The organism is Mesorhizobium sp. M0047 (assembly GCF_040323315.1).
GTDB lineage: Bacteria > Pseudomonadota > Alphaproteobacteria > Rhizobiales > Rhizobiaceae > Mesorhizobium.
This window is the reverse complement of sequence record NZ_JAMYUW010000028.1, coordinates 40,696-62,707: the sequence shown is the minus strand read 5'-3', so window position 1 is coordinate 62,707 and position 22,012 is coordinate 40,696. Positions and strand designations below refer to the sequence as shown.

The window sequence follows — 22,012 nt, the reverse complement described above, 5'->3', positions numbered from 1 at the left end:
GCTTCCGGCAAGCAGAACCCTCATCCTCGCATATAGGACGCTTTCATTTTGACAGAAGCCGTCATTGGGCTAAAAAACGTATCGCTGACCCTTGGCGAGGGGGCCTCATTGGTCCATGTGCTGAAGGACGTCAGCCTCGACGTGGCGCCCGGCGAGGCGACCGGCATCGTCGGACCCTCGGGCTCCGGCAAGTCGACATTGCTGATGGTTCTGGCTGGCCTGGAAAGGGTCGATTCGGGTACGGTACGAATTGCCGGTGAGCTGCTCAACGGCAAAAGCGAGGACCAGATTGCTTCGTTTCGTGGCCGAAACATTGGCATCGTGTTCCAATCCTTTCATCTCATTCCCAACATGACGGCGCTCGAAAATGTCGCGGTGCCGCTGGAGCTGGCCGGCCATGCCGATCCGTTTTCGGTTGCGGCGCGCGAGCTGGCGGCGGTTGGCCTCAGCGAACGCGTCACCCACTATCCCGGCGAATTGTCGGGCGGCGAGCAGCAGCGCGTGGCGATAGCCCGCGCACTGGCGCCGTCGCCACGCATTCTCATTGCTGACGAGCCGACCGGCAACCTCGACCAGGCGACGGGGCGGCAAGTCGCCGATCTATTGTTTGCCAAGGCGGCCGAGCGCGGCATGACGCTGGTGCTGGTCACCCATGATCCGGCGCTTGCGGCGCGTTGTTCACGCCAGGTTTCGATGCGGTCGGGCAGGATCGAAGCGCCGGCGCTCGCCAAGGTGACAGCTTGATGCCGTTGTCGCAGACGCTGAGGCTCGCGGTTCGCTTCTCGCTGCGCGAGATGCGAGGCGGCCTGTCCGGCTTCCTCATCTTCCTCGCCTGCATCGCGCTCGGCGTCGCGGCCATCGGCGGCGTCAACTCGGTGGCGCGTTCGATCACCGCCGGTGTCGCCAATCAGGGCCAGACGCTGCTTGGCGGCGATCTCCGCTTCCAGATCAACCAGCGTGACGCCAGCAAGGCCGAACGCAATTTTCTTGACGGGCTGGGCGCGATTTCCAGAACCGCCAGCATGCGTTCGATGGCGCGTCTCGCCGACGGGTCCGACCAGGCGCTTGTCGAGGCCAAGGCTGTCGACGATGCCTACCCGCTCTACGGCGCGCTGGACATCGAACCGGAATTGTCGAAGCAGGAACTGTTCGGTGAAGAGTTCGGCGTCTTCGGCGCCGCGGCCCCTGACGTCTTGTTCGAGCGGCTGCATCTCAGGATCGGCGACCGGCTGAAGCTCGGCACCGCCACTTTCGAACTGCGTGCCAGGCTGGCCGCCGAACCGGATGCCGTCTCCGACGGCTTCGGCTTTGCGCCGCGGCTGATGATCTCGACCGAAGGGCTGGCGGCCACCGGTTTGATCCAGCCGGGCAGCCTGGTCGAAAATGCCTACAAGGTCCGCCTGCCGGCGGACGCCGACGAGGCGCGGCTCAGGGCCATCCAGGACCAGGCGGCCAGGGATTTTCCGGAGGCCGGCTGGTCGATCCGCACGCGCAGCAACGCCGCTCCCGCGCTGTCGTCCAACATCGAGCGCTTCTCGCAGTTCCTGACGCTGGTCGGGTTGACGGCGCTGGTGGTCGGTGGCGTCGGGGTCGCCAATGCGGTGCGCGCCTATCTCGACGGCAAGCGCGGCGTCATCGCCACCTTCAAGAGCCTGGGCGCTTCGGGTGGCTTTGTCTTTGCCGTCTATCTGGTGCAGATCCTGATTATCGCCGCGCTCGGCATCCTGCTTGGCCTGGTGCTTGGCGCGCTGATGCCGTTCGTGGCCGGCGCTGCTCTTCATCAGGCCATCCCGGTGCCGGCGGAGGGCGGCTTCTATCCCGGCGCGCTCGGCATGGCGGCACTGTTCGGTCTGCTGGTGACGCTGGCCTTCGCGTTGCTGCCGCTCGGCCGCGCCCGCGACGTGCCGGCCACCGCGCTGTTTCGTGAGATGGGGCTTGAAGGCCGTGGTTCTCCACGACCTGTCTATGTCGCGGCGGCACTCGGCATTGCGCTGCTGCTGGCGGCACTGGCAATTCTATCCTCGGACGATCAGCGTATCGCCTCGATCTTCGTCGGTGCCACCATCTTCGCTTTCCTGGTGCTGCGCCTTGTCGGCGCGCTGGTGCAATGGGCGGCCAGGAAGAGCCCGCGTGTGCGGTTCGTGGCGCTGCGGCTCGCCATCGGCAACATCCATCGGCCCGGCGCCTTGACGCCATCGGTTGTGCTGTCGCTGGGACTTGGGCTGACGCTGCTGGTGACGCTGGCACTGATCGACGGCAATCTCAGGCGGCAGATCTCCGGCAGTATGCCGGAACGGGCGCCGAATTTCTTCTTCGTCGACATCCAGGGCAGCGATGTCGCTTCCTTCTCGGCGCTGATCGGCAAGGAGGCGCCGCAGGGGACGCTGGCCAAGGTGCCGATGCTGCGCGGCCGGGTGATGGCGCTGAACGGCGTCGATGTCGACAAGGTGAAGGTGCCGGCGCAAGGCGCCTGGGTGCTGAAGGGAGATCGTGGCCTGACCTACGACGCCAGGCAGCCGCAAAACGCGACGCTGACCGAAGGCAGCTGGTGGCCGGACAATTATAGCGGCGAGCCGCTGGTCTCGTTTTCGGCGCAGGAAGGCAAGGAGATCGGGCTGAAGCTCGGCGACACCATCACCGTCAATGTGCTCGGCCGCAATGTCACGGCCAGGATCGCAAATTTCCGCGAGGTCGAGTGGGAAACGATGGGCATCAATTTCGTCATGGTGTTCTCGCCAAACACATTTGCGGGCGCGCCGCATGGCTGGATTGCGACGCTGACCGAAAAGAATGCCTCCCCGGCCGACGACGCTCGCATCCTCAATGCCGTCACCCGCGCCTTCCCGGCGGTGACGACGGTGCGGGTCAAGGATGCGCTCGATGTCGTCAACCGGCTGGTCGGGCAGCTCGGCACGGCGATCCGGGCGGCCGCCGGCGTGGCGCTGATCGCGTCGGTGCTGGTGCTGGCCGGCGCGCTTGCCGCCGGCAACCGGGCGCGCATCCATGACGCGGTGGTGCTGAAGACGCTTGGCGCGACACGCAGGACTCTGATATCGGCCTTCTCGCTCGAATACATGCTGATCGGGCTCGCCACCGCGATCTTCGCCTTGGCCGCGGGCAGTGCTGCGGCCTGGTTCGTCGTCGCGCGCATCATGACATTGCCGTCGCATTTCATGCCCGAGGTGGCGGTGGCAACCATTCTGTTCTCGCTGGTGATCACGGTCGGCATTGGTCTCGCCGGCACCTGGCGGGTGCTCGGCCACAAGGCAGCACCGGTGCTGCGCAACCTGTGATCTCGGGCACGGCGCGGCCATCCCGGATTAAATCTTGGTAAGAATTCCGTCTGGGAAGCCGGAAAATCGACGCTTCGTTGTCTCACGAACCGTTACATCCGGTTACGGTCTTGTTCTTGACGCGAATAACCATCATATTTCGCGACAGGCATGCTGGAGCCCTGCCAGCGGCGCCTGGGTCTGAAAGGACCTGACACCGGACGGGGCAGAAGCAATAGAGGACTTCAATGGCTGATCCCATTCGCAACTACCAGACGCGCGCCGTGCCCGGCGTCGGTGTCGGTGCTGACATCGATCAGGGCCTGCGCGCTTACATGATCAAGGTCTACAATCTGATGGGGCTTGGCCTCCTCATCACCGGTCTTGCCGCTGTCGGCACGATCATGTTGGCCACCACCACCGATCCGGCTTCGGCTGTCGCGACGCTGTCAAGCGGCGAAATGCTGACCTCCTTCGGCTATGCGATCTTCGGCTCGCCACTGAAATGGGTCGTGATCTTTGCCCCGCTCGCGGCGGTGATGTTCCTGTCGTTCCGCGTTCAGTCGATGAGCGTTTCGGCGGCGCAGACTACCTTCTGGGTCTATGCGGGCCTTGTCGGCCTGTCGCTGTCGTCGATCTTCCTGGTTTACACCACGGCCAGCATTTCGCAGACCTTCTTCGCCACGGCCGCGGCCTTCGGCGCGCTGTCGCTGTTCGGCTACACCACCAAGCGTGACCTGACGGCGATGGGTTCGTTCCTGATCATGGGCGTGTTCGGCATCATCATCGCGTCGGTGATCAACATCTTCCTGCACTCGTCGGCGCTGTCCTTCGCCGTGTCGGCGGCTGGCGTGCTGATCTTCGCCGGCCTCACCGCCTATGACACGCAAAACATCAAGGAGATGTATTTCGAGGGCGATGCTTCGGATGTCGCCGGCCGCAAAGCCATCATGGGCGCCTTGAGGCTCTATCTCGACTTCATCAACCTGTTCATGTTCCTGCTGCAGTTCATGGGCGACCGCCGCTAGGCTTTTTAAGCTGGACCGGATCTTTTCCGAAGATCGGTTTCAGCTTTTAGAGATCATGTTCTGACTGGACCATCGAGTTCCAAAGGGCGGCCCAACGGCCGCCCTTTTCTTTTATACCGGCCTTTGCTGTTATCGAAGGCAGACAAGGGCGCGGATAGAGAATGAGCAATGTCACGATACGGCTCGCGACAGCGGCCGACCTCGATCGGATCACGGAAATCTATGCCGACGCGGTGACTCAAGGCACGGCGAGCTATGAGCTGGAGGCGCCCAGCCGCGCGGAGATGGGCTTCCGATTCGACAGTTTGATGGCCGGCGGCTTTCCCTATCTGGTGGCGGAAAAGAACGGTACCGTGCTCGGCTATGCCTATGCCGGTGCCTTTCGGCCGCGCCCCGCCTACCGCTTCATCGTCGAGGACTCGGTTTATATCGCGCCGGAGGCCAAGGGCCAGGGCGTAGGGCTCAAGCTGATGCAAAGCCTGATCGAGGCGGTGGAAGCAGCAGGCTTTCGCCAGATCATCGCGGTGATCGGCGATGGCCATGCCGCCAGCGCCTCGGTACGACTGCACGAGAAGCTCGGGTTTCGCCATTCGGGACGCCTTGTAGGTTCCGGCTACAAGCACGGGCGCTGGCTGGACACGGTGTTCATGCAACTGTCGCTGAATGGCGGGGCATCGGCGCCGCCCGATCCCGAATCGCTGCCGGAGCGGAAGTTCCGCGAGGGGCTTGGAGGGAAATGAACTGAGGAAATGAACTGAGGAATTGAAGAATTGATGAACTGAAGAATAAGAGAAACAGCGGCTAATGAATCGCGCTGGGCTTCTCAGTTCATCAGTTCTTCAATTCTCCAGCTCATCAATTCCCCTGCCTCCAGTTCAGGCTTCGACCAGCTTCAGCTTGCTGTCGAATATCCCAAGCACGCGGCCGAGTTCCTGGCCGCGCTTCAAGATGCGGCCGCCGGCGGCGATGACGGCAAAGGCGCCCTGCTTGCGGGCCAGTTTCGGATCCTTGACGATCTGGAACAGCGGTACTTCGCTGGTGCGGCGAAATACGGAAAACACGGCACGGTCGGTGAGATGATCGATGGCGTAGTCGCGCCATTCGTTGGCGGCGACCATGCGTCCGTAGAGCCTGAGGATCTGGTCCAGCTCACGCCGGTCGAACCGCACCGGCTGATCGAGGCGCGCGTGTCGCGCCTCGTGCAGCGGGATCAATATTGCGGATGCGTCCCCATCCCCAGTCCCGCCGCTGTCATCGGTCATGCCTCGATCCTTCAAAATGAATCTTTGCCAACCAAAGTTGGCGTGTTCGCGGTTGAATTGCAAGGGCCGGCGAAGCAGGGCGGCACTGCGCTGTTTTCGCAACGTCCAGTCACTTTTATGAAACGCCTTGTTGGAATTGGTGATGCTTCGCCACATTTCTGCCTTTTTTTATCCGCGCTCATGCCCCAATGTCCGACGAATTTACCGGCGTTGCCTGAGACGGTTCGGTCCGGCACCGGCTCGTAAACCCCAAGCCCCCCGCCCACGGGTCTGCGTCGGATCGAACCAACCTCGGTTCTTCTTAGGAAGAACCGGGTGCGACGATCCCAAAACCTAAATGACCGACGTCAGAAGCAAGCTGGCGTCGGTTTTTTCATGTCTGGGGCAATTTCCTTCTCCCCTTGTGGGAGAAGGGAAGTGGCTTCTAAGGCTTGTGAATAAACGCAGCGCCGAGAATGGGACCGGGCAGGCCATCCTTGCCGACCGACTGCAGCAGCACGGCACAGCCGCCCTTCTTGGTGATCTCGCTCATCGGCAGTTCGTAGCGCTGCGCCTTGCCGTGCCACATGCCGGCGGTCTGGATGCCGGTGACCGCGTTCCAGTAGGTCATCTTGCGGCCGGTGTTCTCGCCCTCGCCGATCTTGATCGTCTGCGGCGGGTCGAAATAGACGATGACGACATGGGCATCGCTGGGACCGCTGCCGGCATCGCCGGTGTCGATCATGACGCGGTCGCTGGTGCGGCTGACCTTGATGACGACGCGCATGCCCTCGCCGCTCCTGGCCATGCGGGCGAGCGCGCCATCGACCTCGCCGCGGCTGCCGCCGTTGACGTGGACGCGGCCGTTGATGACGGCCTGCGGCGTATAGACGGAGCGGCTGCCGAAGGCGCGCATATATTCATATTGCCGCTCGGTGTTCTCCTTGCGGCTCAGCGTGTCCTGCCAGCCGAGATAGTCCCAGTAGTCGACGTGATAGGCGAGCGCGACGATGTCTTCCCGGGCGGCGAACTCGGCAAACAACACATCGGCCGGCGGGCAGGAAGTGCAGCCCTGGCTGGTGAACAGCTCGACCACGCCCAGTGGTCTTTCGATCTGGGGCCTTTCGGACTCGTCGGCACGCCCGGCGCCGGCAAACGCCGAGAAGGCCAGCGCAAGGGCTGCCAGCCACAATGATTTTCGCGAGGCCATGGCCATTCCGATTCCCGCCGGTGGTGCCGGCTTTATCTTGATTGCTAAAATATGTGGCAGAAGCGGAAGTCAACGGGAAGTCACGTTGCGGTGAAATTTTGCCGTTGCAGCCGACCGCGACGGCACAATAGGAGAAGCTCTGCGCTTCAGGATGGAAGCGATTCGGGCGGCAATCACGATGTGGCAAACTTTTTTGACGCCGGTCGATCTCTATTGCGAGCGGACCGGGCCGGAATTCTGGTCCGAGCCGATCAATGCGCTGACAAACCTCGCCTTCATCGCCGCAGGCCTGTGGGGCGTGCGCGAGGTACGAAGGCTGGGCACGGGGACCTTCGCCGAAGTGCTGGCCTGGTGGGTGGTGGCGATCGGCATCGGCTCGACGATCTTCCACACGTTTGCCACCAAGGGCACGGTCTGGGCCGACGTGCTGCCGATCGCCGGCTTCACGCTGGCCTATACGTGGTTCAACCTGCGCCGCTTCCTCGCCATGCGATGGGGCAAGGCCATCGCCATCTTCATTGCCTTCTACGTCATTGCCGGAGCGATAACCGTGGCCGTGCCGGACTGGCTGCGTCAGGCCTCCAACGGCACGACTGGCTATCTGCCGCCGTTCCTGGCGCTCGCCTTCTTCGGCGCGCTGGTGGCGGCGAGCGGCAATCGCGCCGGCTGGTACAATCTGGCTGGCTCGGCGATCTTCGTGGTGTCCGTCATCTGCCGGATGATCGATCCGCTGGTCTGCGGCAGGTTTCCGCTCGGCACGCACTTCCTCTGGCACATCCTCAACGGGCTGATGCTCGGCGTGCTTCTGGCAGCAGCGGCGCGTTTTGGGACGCCGAAGGCTAGGCAGTAGGCAGTAGGCAGTAGGCAGTAGGCAGTAGGCAGTAGGCAGTAGGCAGTAGGGGCCCATATTCCCTACTGCCTAGTCCCTATTCCCTAAGCAGCCAGATCGCGCAGCACGTATTGCAGGATGCCGCCGTTCTTGAAGTAGTCGAGCTCGTCCAGCGTATCGATGCGGCAGATGATCGGCACGTTCTTCACCGTGCCGTCGCCGTAAGTGACCTTGGCGATCATCGTCTGGCGCGGCTTGATGGTGCTCAAGCCATCGATCTCGACCAACTCGTCACCCCTGAGATTGAGCGAGGCCCACGAGGTGCCGTCCTCGAAGACGAAGGGGATGACGCCCATGCCGACCAGGTTCGAGCGATGGATACGCTCGAAGGACTGGGCGATGACCGCGCGGACACCAAGCAGATTGGTTCCCTTGGCCGCCCAGTCGCGCGACGAGCCGTTGCCGTATTCGACGCCGGCGAAGATGACCAGCGGCACGCCTTCCTTCTTGTATTCCATCGCCGCGTCGTAGATCGATTCTTCTTCCTTCGACGGGTAGTGGATGGTGTAGCCGCCCTCACGGCCGTTCTCGCCCAGCATGTGGTTGCGGATGCGGATGTTGGCGAAAGTGCCGCGCATCATCACCTCGTGATTGCCGCGCCTTGTGCCGTACTGGTTGAAGTCGGCGACGCCGACGCCGTGATCAGTCAGGTATTTGCCGGCCGGCGAGGCTGCCTTGATCGAACCCGCCGGCGAGATGTGGTCGGTGGTTATCTTGTCGCCGAACAGGCCGAGCACTCGAGCGCCCTTGATGTCGCCGATCTTGCCGAAACCTGATGTCATGCCGGCGAAGTAGGGTGGGTTCTGCACATAGGTAGAGTTGTCGTCCCAGGCATAGGTCTGGCCTTCCGGCGCCTTGACGTTTTGCCAATATTCATCGCCCTTGAAGACGTCGGCATATTTGCGGGCGAACAGCTCGCGGGTGACGTTCTTTTCGATGAATTCCTGGATCTCGGCCGAACTCGGCCAGATATCCTTGAGGTAGACCGGGTTGCCGTTCTTGTCCTCGCCGAGCGGCTCTGTCGTGAGGTCCTTGGTGACGGTTCCGGCCAGCGCGTGCGCGACGACCAGCGGCGGCGACGCCAGATAGTTCGCCTGCACGTCGGGCGAGACGCGGCCTTCGAAGTTGCGGTTGCCGGACAAGACCGCGGCGGCGATCAGGCCCTTGTCGTTGATGGTCTTGGAGATCGGCGCCGGCAACGGGCCGGAATTGCCGATGCAGGTGGTGCAGCCGAAGCCGACCAGGTTGAAGCCGATCTGGTCGAGCTCCTTCTGCAGGCCGGATTTCTCCAAATATTCGGCGACTACCTGGCTGCCGGGGGCCAGCGAGGTCTTCACCCATGGCTTCTGCTTCAGCCCGAGGCGGTTGGCGTTGCGGGCCAGGAGGCCAGCGCCGATCAGCACGCTTGGGTTCGAGGTGTTGGTGCAGGAGGTGATGGCGGCGATGACAACATCGCCATGGCCGAGATCATGATCGGTGCCTTCGACGGCATAGCGTTTCGATAGCTCGGCCGCCTTCCTGTATTCAGTCTCCATCGCCTTGGCGAAGCCTGCCGGGATGCTTTCCAGCGCAACGCGGCCTTCGGGCCGCTTGGGACCGGCCATCGACGGCACGACGGAGCCGAGCTCCAGTTCGAGCAGGTCGGTGAACACCGGATCGGTCGAGCCGGTCTCGCGCCACAGCCCTTGCGCCTTTGCATAGGCCTCGACCAACGCGATGCGGTCCTCGCTGCGGCCGGACATTGTGAGGTAGCGGATGGTTTCCGAATCGACCGGGAAGAAGCCGCAGGTGGCGCCGTATTCGGGGGCCATGTTGCCGATGGTGGCGCGGTCGGCCAGTGTCATGTTGGACAAGCCCGGGCCGAAGAACTCGACGAACTTGCCGACGACGCCCTTCTTGCGCAGCATCTGCGTGACGGTGAGCACGAGATCGGTGGCGGTGACGCCTTCCTTGAGCTTGCCGGTCAGACGGAAGCCGATGACTTCGGGCAAAAGCATGGAGACCGGCTGGCCGAGCATGGCCGCCTCGGCCTCGATGCCGCCGACGCCCCAGCCGAGCACGCCAAGGCCGTTGATCATGGTGGTGTGCGAATCGGTGCCGACGCAGGTGTCGGGATAGGCGGTGGTTTCGCCGTCCTCGGTGTTGGTCCACACCACCTGGCCGAGATATTCGAGGTTGACCTGGTGGCAGATGCCGGTGCCAGGCGGCACGACGCGGAAGTTGCGGAACGCCTGCTGGCCCCATTTCAGGAACTTGTAGCGTTCCTCGTTGCGTTCATATTCGAGCTCGACATTGCGGGCGAAGGCCAGCGGCGTGCCGAATTCGTCGACGATGACGGAATGGTCGATGACGAGGTCGACCGGCACCAGCGGGTTGATCTTCTGCGGATCGCCGCCGAGCGAGGCCATGGCGTCGCGCATGGCGGCAAGGTCGACCACAGCCGGAACGCCGGTGAAATCCTGCATCAGCACGCGGGCCGGGCGATAGGCGATCTCGACACCCGCAGTGCCTTTGTCGGTCAGCCAGCCGGCAACTGCCTGGATGCTCTCCTTGGTTACGGAGCGGCCGTCCTCGTTGCGCAGCAGGTTCTCCAGCAGCACCTTCATCGAATAGGGCAGCTGGGAGATGCCGGTGAGGCCGTTCTTCTCGGCCTCGATGAGGTCGAAATAGGCATATTCCGCGCCGCCCGCGGTCAACGTGCGGCGGCAATTGAAACTGTCGAGGGATTTTGACACGTGCGATCCGTCCTTGTCTGTTCAGCCTGAAAGGGAACGGACGCCGATGGCATGCAATCACGCGCAAAGGTGCGGGTACGGCCATTTCCGCTGTCCGTTCCCAAGCAACCCGAGCCGTTCAAGGCGGCGCGTGCGCTGGTTCGGCGCTAATTCTGTTCCCGCGCCGACCGCTGGCACGGATGCACCGCATATAGAGAATTTTCTGGAATAGTTCTAGACAGTTGGAGAGCAAATTTGTGCGATGCGGCAACTGTCGCGAGACATGGTTTTCAAGGCAGGCGACGAATGCGGCTGATCGCCGAAAATCTAGGCGGCGAACGCGGCGGCGACACGGTGTTTTCGCGCATCGGCTTTGCCTTGGAGGACGGCCAGGCGCTTGTCGTCACAGGGCCGAACGGATCGGGCAAATCGACCTTGCTGCGAGTCATCGCCGGGCTGCTTCCGGTGGCGGAGGGCAGCGTGAAGATCGAAGGTGTTACGAAGATCGAAGATGGGGGCGAGGCGTTTCCGTCCATCGCCTCGGCCTGCCATTACCTTAGCCACCAGAACGCAATGAAGCCGGCACTGAGCGTGGCGGAGAACCTGCGCTTCTGGCGCGATTTCAACGGCGATGGGCAACTGGACGTCGAAGAGGCGCTTGAATCGGTCGGGCTTGGTGGCATCGGCCATCTGCCGTTCGGCTATCTGTCGACCGGGCAGCGGCGCCGCGCGGCTATCGCCAAACTGTTGGTCAGTCATCGGCCGCTGTGGCTGCTGGATGAGCCGACGGCCGGGTTGGACAGGGCTTCGGAGGCGCGGTTTTCGGGGTTGATGATGAGGCATTGTAAAGAGGGCGGGATGATTGTTGCGGCCACGCATCTGCCGCTGGGGATCGAAGGCGCGGCGGAATTGGTGATGGGGGTAGCAGGGTGATGTCGGCGCTCTACGGCGCCCCCCTCTGCCCTGCCGGGCATCTCCCCCTCAAGGGGGGAGATCGGATGTCACCTCGGTTTTCGCTAGTCTCCAACGTCCGAAGGCTGGCGAGACGCATGAACTGCCAATCTCCCTCCTTGAGGGGGAGATGTCCGGCAGGACAGAGGGGGGTGCCTGGGCGAAGGCATCTCAAATCATGCTAGCGCTCTTCCTGCGCGACATCCGCCTCAACATCCGTGCCGGCGGCGGCGCGTTGACCGGCGTCATCTTCTTCCTCGCCGTCATCGCCACCATCCCGTTCGGGGTCGGACCGGATCTCAAGCTGCTTGCCCGCATCGGCCCGGCGATCCTGTGGATCGGCGCGCTGCTGTCTTGCCTGCTCGGCCTCGACCGGCTGTTTCAGGCCGACCGCGAGGACGGCTCGCTCGATCTGCTGGTGCTCGGCAATGATCGCAACATGCTGGCCTTGACGGTGCTGACCAAATGCCTGGCGCATTGGGCGGGCAGCGTCTTGCCGCTTGTCATCGCCGCTCCCTTGCTCGGCCTGTTCATGAACATGGAGCCGCTCGGCATCGGCGCCACGGCGCTGACCCTATTGGTCGGCACCCCGGCAATCACCTTTATCGGTGCCGCCGGTGCGGCGGTGGCGGTGGCGCTGCCGCGTGGCGGGCTACTGATCTCGGTACTGGTGCTGCCGCTGACCATTCCGGTGCTGATCTTCGGCGTTTCGGCGAGCTATGGCGCGACGGCCAATCCCGACCCGTTTCTGCAACCCTTCCTCATTCTTGCCGCGCTGACACTGTTTCTTGCAGTGCTGGGTCCAGTCTCGGCGGCGCTGGCGCTGCGCCACGGCACGGATTGAGTGACATCAGTCATGATTTGCGCGACATCAAGGGGTCGCGGCGCAGCGATCCTATAAGTTCGGAGGCGGCGGCGCGGCAGCCGATTGCGAAGCTGCCAGCACGCCGTTATGGGAAGGTATGATCGGGCGAGACGGAAGGATGCGGTTGCAAGGAAGGACGTCGTCGATGGAGCGGCAGTCATGAGCGCGCACGCACTTTATGTGACCGCAGCTTATGGCATCACCGCCGTGGTGCTGATCGGGCTGATCGGCTGGATCCTGCTCGACCAGCGGGCTCGAAAACGCGAGCTCGCCGAACTGGAGGCGGCCGGCGTGCGGCGCCGCTCCGACAAGGTGGCCAAATCATGAGCACAGAAACGGAAACGCCGACACCCCGTCGCCGCCTGTTCGTGCTCTTGCCGCTGCTGATTTTCCTCGGCCTGGCCGGACTGTTCCTGTCGCAACTGTTATCGGGGCGCGACGTTTCGGAGGTGCCGTCGGCGCTGATCGGCCTGCCGGCGCCGCAGACCAGCCTGCCGGCGCTCGAAGGCAGCAACCTGCCGGGGCTCGATTCGAAAGCCTTCGCCGGCAAGGTCACATTGGTCAATGTCTTTGCATCGTGGTGCGCGCCGTGCCGCGAAGAGCATCCGGTGCTTTTGGCGCTGTCGCAGGACAAGCGTTTTGTCCTGGCGGCGCTAAACTATAAGGACCAGCCGGAAAACGCCCGCCGGTTCCTCGGCGATCTCGGCAATCCGTTTCAGGCGATCGGGGTCGACGAAGCCGGCCGCGCGGCGATCGACTGGGGTGTCTACGGCGTGCCGGAAACCTTCGTCATCGGCAAGGACGGCAAGATCGCCTACAAGCATGTCGGTCCGCTGACGCCCGAGACGGCGAGGGATCTTTTGCTGCCACAGATTGAAAAGGCGCTGGCGGCACGTTGATATTCAGGTGATGCCGGCCTACGAACGGCGGCTTCCTGCGCTTCCTGTGCTCACGTACCCAAAAGTACGCTCCGCGCCGGGTCTCGGAACCCACCATTCTCGGCTCGGCCTGACCTGAATCTCAACGCGCCTTGGCGGCGCGTATCACGAGAGACCTGAGATCAGCCGTAGATCTGCTTGTGGATCTGGTAGAGCATTTCCGAGCGGTCGGCGCGCATGTCGGCCAGATCGCGGCTGGAAAAGCTGTCGATTTCGGCGACAAGGCGGTTGTAGTGTTTGCGCTTGGCAATGCTGTTGCGAGCGCGGGTCATGAGACTGTCGAGGATCATAGCAAGGTTCCTTATGGCGCCGCATTTGCGCGGCCGTTATTCCTCCCTTGATCGATACGAAGCATGACATAGTAATGGTGCATTGCAAAAAGAAGATGTTGCAATGCACCATTGCGTCCAGCGCATAGCCGGTTAAAGCCACATTTACCCGAGTTAAGCCGACTTAACCCAAGTTAACCGCGATCAACCCGCATTCCCTCAATCACGTCTGAAGGAGACCGCGGACGATTTCACGGATCGATCTTGCCATATCGATCGCCGGCTGGCTTGATCCGATCTCACGTGATGCCGGGAGGAAAAGTATGGCGGCCGCAGACTATTATGAAGTTCTCGATCCACGCTTCGCACGCCTGTTCAACGGCAACGCGCAGGTCGAGAAGCTGTTCACCGGATGCCAGTGGGCGGAAGGACCGGCCTGGTTCGCCGCCGGCCGCTATGTCGTCTGGTCCGACATCCCCAACAACCGCATGCTGCGCTATGACGAGACCGACGGCAATGTCAGCGTCTTCCGGCAACCATCCGGCAACTCCAACGGCAATACGGTCGACCGGCAGGGCCGGCTGGTGACTTGCGAGCATTCGGGCCGCCGCGTCAGCCGCACCGAGTTCGACGGCTCGGTCACCACCATCGCCGCCAAATGGAAGGGCAAGCGGCTGAACTCGCCCAACGACGCGGTGGTGAAGTCGGACGGCTCGATCTGGTTCACGGATCCGAGCTACGGCATCGACACCGACTATGAAGGCGACAAGGCCGACAGCGAAATCGGCGCCTGCCATGTCTACCGGGTCGATCCCGGCACCGGCGACGTCGAAGCCGTTATCACTGACATGGTCAGGCCCAACGGGCTGGCTTTCTCGCTTGACGAGAGCAAGCTCTATGTCGCCGACACCGGCCGCACGCATGGCGCGCAGAACCCGGCGCATTTGCGGGTGTTCAATGTCGGCAAGGGCGGCAAGAAGGTGTCGGGCGAAAAGATCTTCGCCGACTGCACCGCCGGCCTGTTCGACGGCTTCCGCCTCGACGAGGACGGACGCATCTGGACAAGTGCTGCCGACGGCATCCATTGCTACGATCCGGACGGCACGCTGATCGGCAAGATCAAGGTGCCGGAGGTGACCGCCAATTGCGTGTTCGGCGGCAACAAGCTGAATTGCCTCTACATCGCAGGCACGACCTCGCTCTACATGGTGCGGCTCATGGTCAACGGCGCCAAGACCTATTGAGACTGTTTGGAAATTCTACTCTGGCGGCCATCTGATGGCGTTTTCTGCGCTTCCCCGTTCTACTGCGTCAGCGCAGTAGAACTGAGCTCACGGACCCAAATGTCCGCTGCGCTCCGGTTCTCGAAACCACCACCATATGACTCGCCAGAGCGAATTTCGAAACAGTCTCATACCGACAGTCAACAAATCGAAGGGGAGGACGTCATGCCATTCGTCAACATCCGCATCGTCAAGGAAGTGATCGCCGCCGATCCGGCGGGCAAGAAGGCGGATATCGCCAAGAAGGTCACGGCGGCCATCATGGACGCCACGGGCCTTGGCAATGACGATATCTGGGTGGTCTTCGAGGAGGTCAATGCGCGTGACTGGTATGTCGGGAAGACGGATGTGGAGACATTGAGGGGGAAGAAGTAGTTCGAAGGCATGGCGGCCCAGCCCCACGCCTTCGTCATCCTAGGGTCTGCGCCGCGTCGCTGCGCTCCTTGCTCCGCCCTAGGATGATGAAGCGCGGTGATGGCCGCTCAGCATCAACGCGCGCGAATGAAATCCGCGAAAGCATTCAGCGCATCATGCATCGCCAGCCGTTTTTCCGGCTCGGCCAGAATGGCTTCCACCTCCGCCGGCTTCTTGCCGAGCAGGGCAATCTCCAGCACATCGTCGCAAAGCGCGAACGACATGGTGTGCATGATCTCGGCCAATGCGGCGCGGGCAAACAGCGAGCGTGGCGAGGCGTGCACCAGCATGGCGGGCTTGGCGACGGCGGCGTCGCGCGAGACCAGCCAGTCGAGGGCGTTCTTCAGTACGCCGGGCACGCCGTGGGCATATTCGGGACAGGAGATGATAACGCCGTCGGCACGGGTGACGGCGTCGATCAGTTCGGCGGCTTCGAGCGGCGTCCGCTCGCCCTCATCGTCGGGATTGAAGATCGGCAGACGGCCAAGCCCGTCATAGATGGCGATGCGACAGCCGGTCGGCGCATTGCACGCCAGTGCCGCGATCAGGGCCGAATTGGTGGAGGCCGCCCGCAGGCTGCCGGAGATGGCAAGGATGTTCAGCAAGGCAGGAAACCGGGCGGACGAATCGTCGTCCGAAAAACCTACCACATCGTCTGCTTATATTCCTCATCGAGCCAGCGGTCGGTCGCCTCGGCCGAATCGGCAACCGCCAACTGATCGCGCAGGATTTGGCCGAGCGTCGGCAGCGTCGCGCGGTCGTACCAGGTCTCCGGCTTCCACAAATCCGAGCGCATGAAGGCCTTGGCGCAATGCATGTAGGCGGCCTTGACGGTGACCACGACGACGCTTTGCGGTTCCTTGCCGTCGATGGCAAGCCGCTCGCGAAGGCCCCCGTCGACGGTGATGCGGGCCTCGCCGTTGACGCGCAGCGTCTCGTTCATGCCGGGAATGAGGAAGAGCAGTCCGACCGAGGATGGAGGAGGATGTTCTCCAGCGTGTCGAGCCGGTTGTTGCCGGGTCGGTCCGGAATGGCGATGGTGGTGTCGTCGAGCACGGCGGCAAAGCCCGGTTTGTCACCTTTCGGCGTCACGTCGGCATTGCCGGCGCCGTCGGATGAGCCGATCAGCACGAACGGGCTCTTGCCAATGAAGGAGCGGCAATGGCCGTCGAGCGCTTTCAATTCCTTACGGATCGAGCCGTCGGTCGGTCGCGGCGTCTTGTAGATCGTCCTCAGTTCGTCGCGCGTGGTGACGAATTCCACGGCCCTCTCCTATTTCCCGGTCTTGTCCTCAAGCGAATGGCGCAGGATCAGCGGCATCTGGCTAAAGGTGAACAGAAGCGTGATCGGCATGATGCCCCAGACCTTGAAGGTAACCCAGGCGTCGGTGGAAAAATTCCGCCACACCACCTCATTGGCAAGGGCCAGGAACAGGAAGAACAGGCCCCAGCGAAAGGTCAGCTTGCGCCAGCCTTCGGCATCGAGGCTGAAGGCCGAATCGAAGACATAGCCAAGCAGCGACTTGCCGAAGTAGAGGCCGCCAAGCAGCACGCCACCGAACAGCGTGTTGACGATGGTCGGCTTCATCTTGATGAAGATGTCGTCCTGCAGATAGAGCGTCAGCGCGCCGAAGATGAAGACGACGACGCCCGACACCATCGGCATGATCGGCAAGGTGCGCATCAGCAGCCATGAGGCGATCAGCGCGATTGCCGTGGCGGCCATGAACAGGCCGGTGGCGACGAAGATCGGGCCGCCGAACTCGGCCAGGACAGGGAATTTCTGCACTAGCCAGGCGCCGCGCGCATTGGTGAAGAAGAACACCATCAACGGCCCCAGCTCCAACACCAGCTTGAGCAGCGGATTGACGCCTTCCTTCTTTTGTTTTTGCGGATCGGACGGATCGCGTTCGAGAATGGGTGGGTTCATGGAAGCTCTTTCTTACGCAGGATCCGATCCAAAAAGGCTGCAACTTTTTGGGACATGCTTGTTAGGCAACTCCAGCGATCGCCCTGGCGAATTCGCTTGCCGAGAACGGTTCGAGGTCGTCGACCTGTTCGCCGACGCCGATGAAATAGACCGGCAATTTGTGCTTCGCCGCGATCGCCACCAGAATACCGCCGCGCGCCGTGCCGTCCAGCTTGGTCATCACAAGGCCGTTGACGCCGGCGACATTGCGGAAGATTTCGACTTGGTTGAGTGCATTCTGGCCGGTGGTGGCATCGACCGTTTGCAGCACGGTGTGCGGCGCTTCCGGATCGAGCTTGCCGAGCACGCGGACGATCTTTTCGAGCTCCGCCATCAACTCGGTCTTGTTTTGCAGGCGGCCGGCGGTGTCGATGATCAGCACGTCGGAGCCGGCGTCCTTGGCCTTCTCGAAGGCGTCATAAGCGAGGCCGGCGGCATCGGCGCCGAGCTTGGAGGCGATGACAGGCGATTTCGTCCGCTCGCCCCAGATCTTCAACTGCTCGATCGCGGCGGCGCGGAACGTGTCGCCGGCGGCGAGCATCACCGACAGGCCGCCATCGGTGAGCTTGGCGGCAAGCTTGCCGATGGTCGTGGTCTTGCCGGTGCCGTTGACGCCAACGACCAGGATGACATGCGGCTTGTGGGACAGGTCTAGCTCCAGCGGCATGGCGACGTGGGTCAGCACCTTCTCCACCTCGGCCGCCATGATGGCGCGAACCTCGGTGTCGGAGACATCCTTGCCGTAGCGGCTGGCGGCCAGCGCATCGGTGACGCGCAGCGCGGTCTCCATGCCGAGATCGGCACGGATCAGCACGTCCTCTAGATCCTGCAGCGTCTCCTCGTCCAGCTTGCGCTTGGTGAAGACCCCGGCAATGTTGCCGGTCAGTTCCTTGGACGAACGGGCAAGCCCGTCCTTCATGCGCTGGAACCATGAGCGCCTCGGCGCCGGCTCCGGTGCCTTCTGCGGCTCTGCCTTCTGCTCGACCTTCCTGGTGACGGTTACCTTGCCAGGAACGGATTTTGGCGCGGGGACGGCCTGCGGTTCGGGCGCGATCTCGGCCATGACCGGCTGCGATTCGATCGGCGCAGGCTGGCGAATGGGAGGTGCGATTTCGGCCGGCGGAGCTTCCGGTTCACTCGCTGCCACGCCTTGTGCAGGTTCGCGCTGCCGCTCACCCTTACCCTCTCCCCGTGAAGGACGGAGCGAGGCGGGCGTCAGCGTTGAGGCTTCTTCTTCGAAGTCTGATGGTGGCTGAGGGGCCGGCGCCGGCGTCGGCACCTCGATCGGAGTTGGTGTCTCTGCCGGTGGAACCTCGACCGGCGGCACCGGCACTTCGACCGGGGCCGGTTCCGGTTGCTTTTCCGGGCGTGACGGAACGATCTCCGGCTCGGCCGGCGCGGGTGGCGGTACCTCTTGCGGCTGAGGTTTGGGGGCAGGTTCCGGGACGGCGGGAGGTGTTGGTATTTCCTCGGGCGCCGGCGGCTCGGCAGGCGTCTCAGGCGCGGGTTCTTCTCCCGGTTCGGGCTTCGGCAGAGGTTCCGGCGCCGGCGGAACGGTAGGCTCCGGCGCTGGCGGGATCGAAGGTGCCGGTTCGGGCGCCGGCTCCTCGACAGGCGCCGGTTCCGTCGCAGGGATCACCTTCGGCTCAACCGTCGGCGTCGGCGCAGTCTCCGCCTCGGGCTCCAGCTCGTCGCGCTTCAAAAACTCCGGCACGACCTGCTCGGCCGCCGGCTTCAGCGCATCGAGTGCTTCCCACTTGATCGGCGGCAAAGGGGCGGTTTCGTCGACCCGCTCCTCGACCACCTCCTTCTTGCCGAACGAAAATATCTTCTTGAAAAAACCAGCCATGCTTTGCGTTTCTCAGGCCGCGCGGGCGGAAAGGGGCGTCGCGATCAGCCGGGCACCATCGTGGCCCGATATATCGGCCTCGATGATTTCGCCCGGTGCGCCCGTGCCGAGTGCGGCAAGCGTAAACCCTTCGGTTCGGCCAAGTCCGTCGCGCTCGATCAGGATCGACTGACGGGTTCCGGAAAGCGATGACAGATGCCTGACATAGGCAGCGTCACCCGCGGCGCGCAGCCGGGCGGCGCGCTGCTTGACCAATTCTCGGCGGAGCTGCGGCATGCGCGCGGCAGGCGTGCCGTCGCGCGGGCTGAAGGGGAAAACGTGGAGATGGGTCAGGCCACACTCCTCGACGATTTTTTCCGAGTTCTCGAACATTTCGTCGGTCTCGGTCGGGAAGCCGGCGATGATGTCGGCGCCGAAGACGATGCCGGAGCGCAGCTTGCGAACGTCCTCGCAGAAGCGGATCGACTGATCTCGATTGTGCCGGCGCTTCATGCGCTTCAGGATCATGTCGTCGCCCGACTGCAGCGACAGATGCAGATGCGGCATCAGCCTGGGCTCGGAGGCGATGGCGTCGAGCAGATCGTCGTCGGCCTCGATAGAATCGATCGAGGACAGCCGTAGGCGCTTCACATCGGGCACCTGCCTGAGGATGGTTTTTACCAGTCTGCCGAGCTTCGGCGCGCCCGGCAGGTCGGCGCCAAAACTGGTCATGTCGACACCGGTCAGCACGATCTCGGCATAGCCGTTTCCGGCGAGCCGCTTGACCTGATCGACCACGGCGCCCATCGGCACCGAGCGCGAATTGCCGCGGCCGTAAGGGATGATGCAGAAGGTGCAGCGGTGGTCGCAGCCGTTCTGCACCTGAACGAAGGCGCGCGCGCGGCCCTCGATGGCGTCGACCAGATGGCCGGCGGTTTCGCGCACCGAAAAGATGTCGTTGACACGCGCCTTCTCGGTGTCGTTGACGCCGAAATCCGGCAGTGCGCGATAGGAGTTCGCCTTCAGCTTCTCCTCGTTGCCGAGCACGAGATCGACCTCGTCCATGGCGGCGAATTTTTCAGGCTCGGTCTGCGCGGCGCAGCCGGTGACGATGATGCGGGCTTGCGGGTTGTCGCGGCGCGCCTTGCGGATCGCCTGTTTGGCCTGGCGCACGGCTTCGCCGGTGACGGCGCAGGTGTTGAAGATCACGGCGCCGCCTTCCAGCGCACCGAGGCCGGCACTTTCGGCCTCGCGCCGCATCACCTGCGATTCATAGGTGTTCAGCCGGCAGCCGAAGGTCACCACATCGATGCCCTTGGACACCGGGCTCTTGGACAGAGCGGACATCAGGCCGCGCTTTCGGTGTCGCGGGCCCATGTTCCAGCCGCCGGATCGAAGCTGCCGGAAAATTCCCATTCGGCGGCACCGGTGAGGATGACGTGGTCATCGCCGCGCCATTCGACATGCAGCGTGCCGCCCCCGGGCGTCAACAGGCTGACGCTGCGGCCGGTCCGGTTGGTGCGGGCGGCTGCGACCACTGCGGCGCAGGAGGCCGAGCCGCAGGCCTTGGTCAGGCCGGCGCCACGCTCCCATGTGCGGATGACCATGGTTTCGGGTGAGGTGACCTGAGCGATGGTGATGTTGGCCCGTTCGGGAAACATCGGATGGTTCTCGAGCAGCGGGCCGAAACGGTCGAGCTCGTAGGACCAGACGTCGCGATCGACCCAGAAGATGGCGTGCGGATTGCCCATCGAGACGACAGAGGGTGAATGCAGCACCGGCGCGTCGATCGGGCCGATCTGCAACTCGATCATGCGGGTGTCATGGAATTCCTCGGCCAGCGGAATGTCCTGCCAGCCGAAGCGCGGTATGCCCATATCGACGGAGATCGAGCCGTCGGCATGTTCGCGCGCGTTAAGAATGCCGGCCACGGTCTCGAAGGTGAAGGTCTTCTGGCCCGTCTCGGCGGCGAGCGCCTGGACAACGCAGCGCATGCCGTTGCCGCAGGCCTGCGCGCTGGTTCCGTCGGAATTCAATATGTCGATGAAAAAGGCGGTGCCCGGCGTCCTGGCGTCGTGGATCGCCATGATCTGGTCGAACCTTGTCGCGGCATCCGCGTTCAGCGCGATTGCCGCGGCCGCCGTCACCCGATCGGCACGGCTACGCATGTCGGCAACGATGATCTCGTTGCCGATGCCGTTCATCTTGGCGAATGGGGCGGTGCTGGCCATTGCTCCGAAAATTCCGTGTCCGATTGGCGCTATATGGCGGAAACGGGCAGGAATTACCAGTGCGGAGCCACTTTACGTCACCGCGAAAATGCCGAGTACCATCAACAGGAAGATGATCAGAACGATGCCGATGAGGATGCGCGCACCGGTTGCGGCAGCACCTGCCAGCGCCGGCATGCCGAGCAGGCTCGCCGCCGCGGCGATGATCAGCAAAATGACAATCCATTTGAGCATGGGAATGCCTCGCAAACCGATAGATTTTGAAACCGTATGAAAAACGCGGTTGCCGCGCTTGGGTTCCCGTCGGCTTGCGAGGCCGCTGCCCGTTGACCGACCTAGCCGGCGATCTCGATATCGGTGGTGAAGGGCGCCGTCTTGCTCGAATTCTCGTCATGCATGAGAAAGTCGCACCGGTATTTGCCGGGCGGCAAGCCGTCGAGGGAGAGGTCCAGCTTGAAGAACAGTTCGCGGTTGTGTGAGCGGGAGGCGACCTGGACACGGCCGACCTTCTCACTTGTCCCGAGGGTCTCGCCGGCCGCTGAAACGACGGTGATGTCGACGGAAAGTGCGATCATGCTGTTGCCAAGACCGTCCGTGCCATAGCCGTAGCCAACAGGCTCCATATAGAGCACGATCTTCTCGCCAGGTTTGTAGATGCGATTGGCACGCTCGCTGTAGATGCCGAAACCGCTTGCGGAATCGACCTGTTTGACATTCTGGACGGTCAGCGGCATCGCTTGCCAGAAGGCTTCCTCCGCGCCGCGGAATTTGTCCAGCGCGCCGGCGCCGTCACCCGACTGCAGCAGTTTTTCGGCCTCGGTGGCGCGGTCGCCGATTTCGCCTGCGAAAGCGGATGGCGTCGAAAACGCCAGCGCCATCAGAACTGCCACGATCGATTTCATCTGAATTCC

General features: G+C 63.0%; 22 protein-coding genes and 1 pseudogene. 11 read left to right on the top strand and 12 right to left on the bottom strand.

What is annotated here, in order from left to right; all coding sequences use genetic code 11:
* Nucleotides 1–48: 48 nt before the first annotated feature.
* From NKJ89_RS23770 to NKJ89_RS23755, 4 genes are all read left to right on the top strand, one after another.
* Nucleotides 49–744 carry an ABC transporter ATP-binding protein gene (locus NKJ89_RS23770; protein WP_352606078.1) on the top strand — a complete coding sequence of 232 codons (696 nt, stop codon included), beginning with the start codon at nucleotides 49–51 and terminating at the stop codon, nucleotides 742–744.
* On the top strand, nucleotides 744–3,293 hold the full coding sequence (locus tag NKJ89_RS23765; RefSeq protein WP_352606076.1) for an ABC transporter permease: 2,550 nt from the start codon (nucleotides 744–746) through the stop codon (nucleotides 3,291–3,293). Before NKJ89_RS23770 ends, NKJ89_RS23765 begins: the two co-directional genes overlap by 1 nt.
* A gap of 227 nt (nucleotides 3,294–3,520) precedes the next feature.
* On the top strand, nucleotides 3,521–4,300 hold the full coding sequence (locus NKJ89_RS23760) for a Bax inhibitor-1/YccA family protein (protein WP_023758930.1): 780 nt from the start codon (nucleotides 3,521–3,523) through the stop codon (nucleotides 4,298–4,300).
* Between the two features lie 161 nt (nucleotides 4,301–4,461).
* Entirely contained in the window at nucleotides 4,462–5,040 is a 579-nt protein-coding gene (locus tag NKJ89_RS23755) for a GNAT family N-acetyltransferase (RefSeq protein ID WP_352606074.1), read from the top strand.
* A gap of 135 nt (nucleotides 5,041–5,175) precedes the next feature.
* Here the strand turns inward: NKJ89_RS23755 and NKJ89_RS23750 are convergent, their stop codons facing one another.
* Both NKJ89_RS23750 and NKJ89_RS23745 read right to left on the bottom strand, forming a co-directional pair.
* Nucleotides 5,176–5,562 carry a DUF2794 domain-containing protein gene (locus NKJ89_RS23750; protein ID WP_023758928.1) on the bottom strand — a complete coding sequence of 129 codons (387 nt, stop codon included), beginning with the start codon at nucleotides 5,560–5,562 and terminating at the stop codon, nucleotides 5,176–5,178.
* Between the two features lie 424 nt (nucleotides 5,563–5,986).
* A complete protein-coding gene (locus NKJ89_RS23745) occupies nucleotides 5,987–6,757 on the bottom strand; it encodes a DUF1223 domain-containing protein (RefSeq protein WP_352606072.1) in 771 nt (256 codons plus the stop codon).
* Nucleotides 6,758–6,929: 172 nt separating this feature from the next.
* Here NKJ89_RS23745 and NKJ89_RS23740 point away from each other — a divergent pair, with 172 nt between their 5' ends.
* A complete protein-coding gene (locus tag NKJ89_RS23740; RefSeq protein ID WP_352606070.1) occupies nucleotides 6,930–7,601 on the top strand; it encodes a ceramidase domain-containing protein in 672 nt (223 codons plus the stop codon).
* Nucleotides 7,602–7,684: 83 nt separating this feature from the next.
* On the opposite strand, the gene acnA is transcribed toward NKJ89_RS23740, so the two are convergent.
* Nucleotides 7,685–10,375, bottom strand: coding sequence for an aconitate hydratase AcnA (acnA, locus tag NKJ89_RS23735; RefSeq protein ID WP_352606068.1), 2,691 nt, complete (start codon nucleotides 10,373–10,375; stop codon nucleotides 7,685–7,687).
* Between the two features lie 285 nt (nucleotides 10,376–10,660).
* On the opposite strand from acnA, the gene ccmA reads away from it, so the two are divergent.
* The 4 genes from ccmA to NKJ89_RS23715 all read left to right on the top strand — a co-directional run bounded on the left by ccmA (nucleotide 10,661) and on the right by NKJ89_RS23715 (nucleotide 13,069).
* Complete coding sequence (ccmA, locus tag NKJ89_RS23730; RefSeq protein WP_352606066.1) at nucleotides 10,661–11,287, top strand: heme ABC exporter ATP-binding protein CcmA; 627 nt, start codon at nucleotides 10,661–10,663, stop codon at nucleotides 11,285–11,287.
* Nucleotides 11,288–11,483: 196 nt separating this feature from the next.
* Nucleotides 11,484–12,149, top strand: coding sequence for a heme exporter protein CcmB (gene ccmB, locus NKJ89_RS23725; protein WP_023758923.1), 666 nt, complete (start codon nucleotides 11,484–11,486; stop codon nucleotides 12,147–12,149).
* Nucleotides 12,150–12,329: 180 nt separating this feature from the next.
* The gene (gene ccmD / locus NKJ89_RS23720; protein WP_023758922.1) at nucleotides 12,330–12,497 is read left to right on the top strand and encodes a heme exporter protein CcmD; all 168 of its coding nucleotides are present in this window, start codon (nucleotides 12,330–12,332) and stop codon (nucleotides 12,495–12,497) included.
* Complete coding sequence (locus NKJ89_RS23715; RefSeq protein WP_023758921.1) at nucleotides 12,494–13,069, top strand: DsbE family thiol:disulfide interchange protein; 576 nt, start codon at nucleotides 12,494–12,496, stop codon at nucleotides 13,067–13,069. Before ccmD ends, NKJ89_RS23715 begins: the two co-directional genes overlap by 4 nt.
* Before the next feature lie 161 nt (nucleotides 13,070–13,230).
* On the opposite strand, the gene NKJ89_RS23710 is transcribed toward NKJ89_RS23715, so the two are convergent.
* Nucleotides 13,231–13,398 (bottom strand): hypothetical protein, encoded by a 168-nt coding sequence (locus tag NKJ89_RS23710; RefSeq protein ID WP_013528833.1) that lies wholly within the window; start codon nucleotides 13,396–13,398, stop codon nucleotides 13,231–13,233.
* A 302-nt stretch (nucleotides 13,399–13,700) separates the two neighbouring features.
* On the opposite strand from NKJ89_RS23710, the gene NKJ89_RS23705 reads away from it, so the two are divergent.
* Nucleotides 13,701–14,621 carry an SMP-30/gluconolactonase/LRE family protein gene (locus NKJ89_RS23705; protein WP_352606064.1) on the top strand — a complete coding sequence of 307 codons (921 nt, stop codon included), beginning with the start codon at nucleotides 13,701–13,703 and terminating at the stop codon, nucleotides 14,619–14,621.
* Nucleotides 14,622–14,825: 204 nt separating this feature from the next.
* Nucleotides 14,826–15,035: a tautomerase family protein gene (locus tag NKJ89_RS23700; RefSeq protein ID WP_352606062.1), complete on the top strand. Its 210-nt coding sequence runs from the start codon at nucleotides 14,826–14,828 to the stop codon at nucleotides 15,033–15,035.
* Between the two features lie 113 nt (nucleotides 15,036–15,148).
* On the opposite strand, the gene NKJ89_RS23695 is transcribed toward NKJ89_RS23700, so the two are convergent.
* From NKJ89_RS23695 to NKJ89_RS23660, 8 genes and pseudogenes are all read right to left on the bottom strand, one after another.
* The gene (locus tag NKJ89_RS23695; RefSeq protein WP_352606060.1) at nucleotides 15,149–15,679 is read right to left on the bottom strand and encodes an NADPH-dependent FMN reductase; all 531 of its coding nucleotides are present in this window, start codon (nucleotides 15,677–15,679) and stop codon (nucleotides 15,149–15,151) included.
* Nucleotides 15,680–15,717: 38 nt separating this feature from the next.
* Nucleotides 15,718–16,337 (bottom strand): annotated as a pseudogene (locus NKJ89_RS23690) (pyridoxamine 5'-phosphate oxidase family protein).
* A gap of 9 nt (nucleotides 16,338–16,346) precedes the next feature.
* Nucleotides 16,347–17,003 (bottom strand): septation protein A, encoded by a 657-nt coding sequence (locus NKJ89_RS23685; RefSeq protein ID WP_352606058.1) that lies wholly within the window; start codon nucleotides 17,001–17,003, stop codon nucleotides 16,347–16,349.
* Nucleotides 17,004–17,064: 61 nt separating this feature from the next.
* Complete coding sequence (gene ftsY / locus NKJ89_RS23680) at nucleotides 17,065–18,891, bottom strand: signal recognition particle-docking protein FtsY (protein ID WP_352606057.1); 1,827 nt, start codon at nucleotides 18,889–18,891, stop codon at nucleotides 17,065–17,067.
* 12 nt (nucleotides 18,892–18,903) lie between these two features.
* Nucleotides 18,904–20,217, bottom strand: coding sequence for a tRNA (N(6)-L-threonylcarbamoyladenosine(37)-C(2))-methylthiotransferase MtaB (gene mtaB / locus NKJ89_RS23675; RefSeq protein ID WP_352606055.1), 1,314 nt, complete (start codon nucleotides 20,215–20,217; stop codon nucleotides 18,904–18,906).
* Entirely contained in the window at nucleotides 20,217–21,101 is an 885-nt protein-coding gene (gene dapF, locus NKJ89_RS23670) for a diaminopimelate epimerase (RefSeq protein WP_352606053.1), read from the bottom strand. The genes mtaB and dapF overlap by 1 nt, the downstream gene beginning before the upstream one ends.
* A gap of 72 nt (nucleotides 21,102–21,173) precedes the next feature.
* Nucleotides 21,174–21,335, bottom strand: coding sequence for a DUF1328 family protein (locus tag NKJ89_RS23665; protein WP_023758912.1), 162 nt, complete (start codon nucleotides 21,333–21,335; stop codon nucleotides 21,174–21,176).
* A 101-nt stretch (nucleotides 21,336–21,436) separates the two neighbouring features.
* Nucleotides 21,437–22,003 carry a hypothetical protein gene (locus NKJ89_RS23660; protein WP_352606051.1) on the bottom strand — a complete coding sequence of 189 codons (567 nt, stop codon included), beginning with the start codon at nucleotides 22,001–22,003 and terminating at the stop codon, nucleotides 21,437–21,439.
* Nucleotides 22,004–22,012 lie beyond the last annotated feature (9 nt).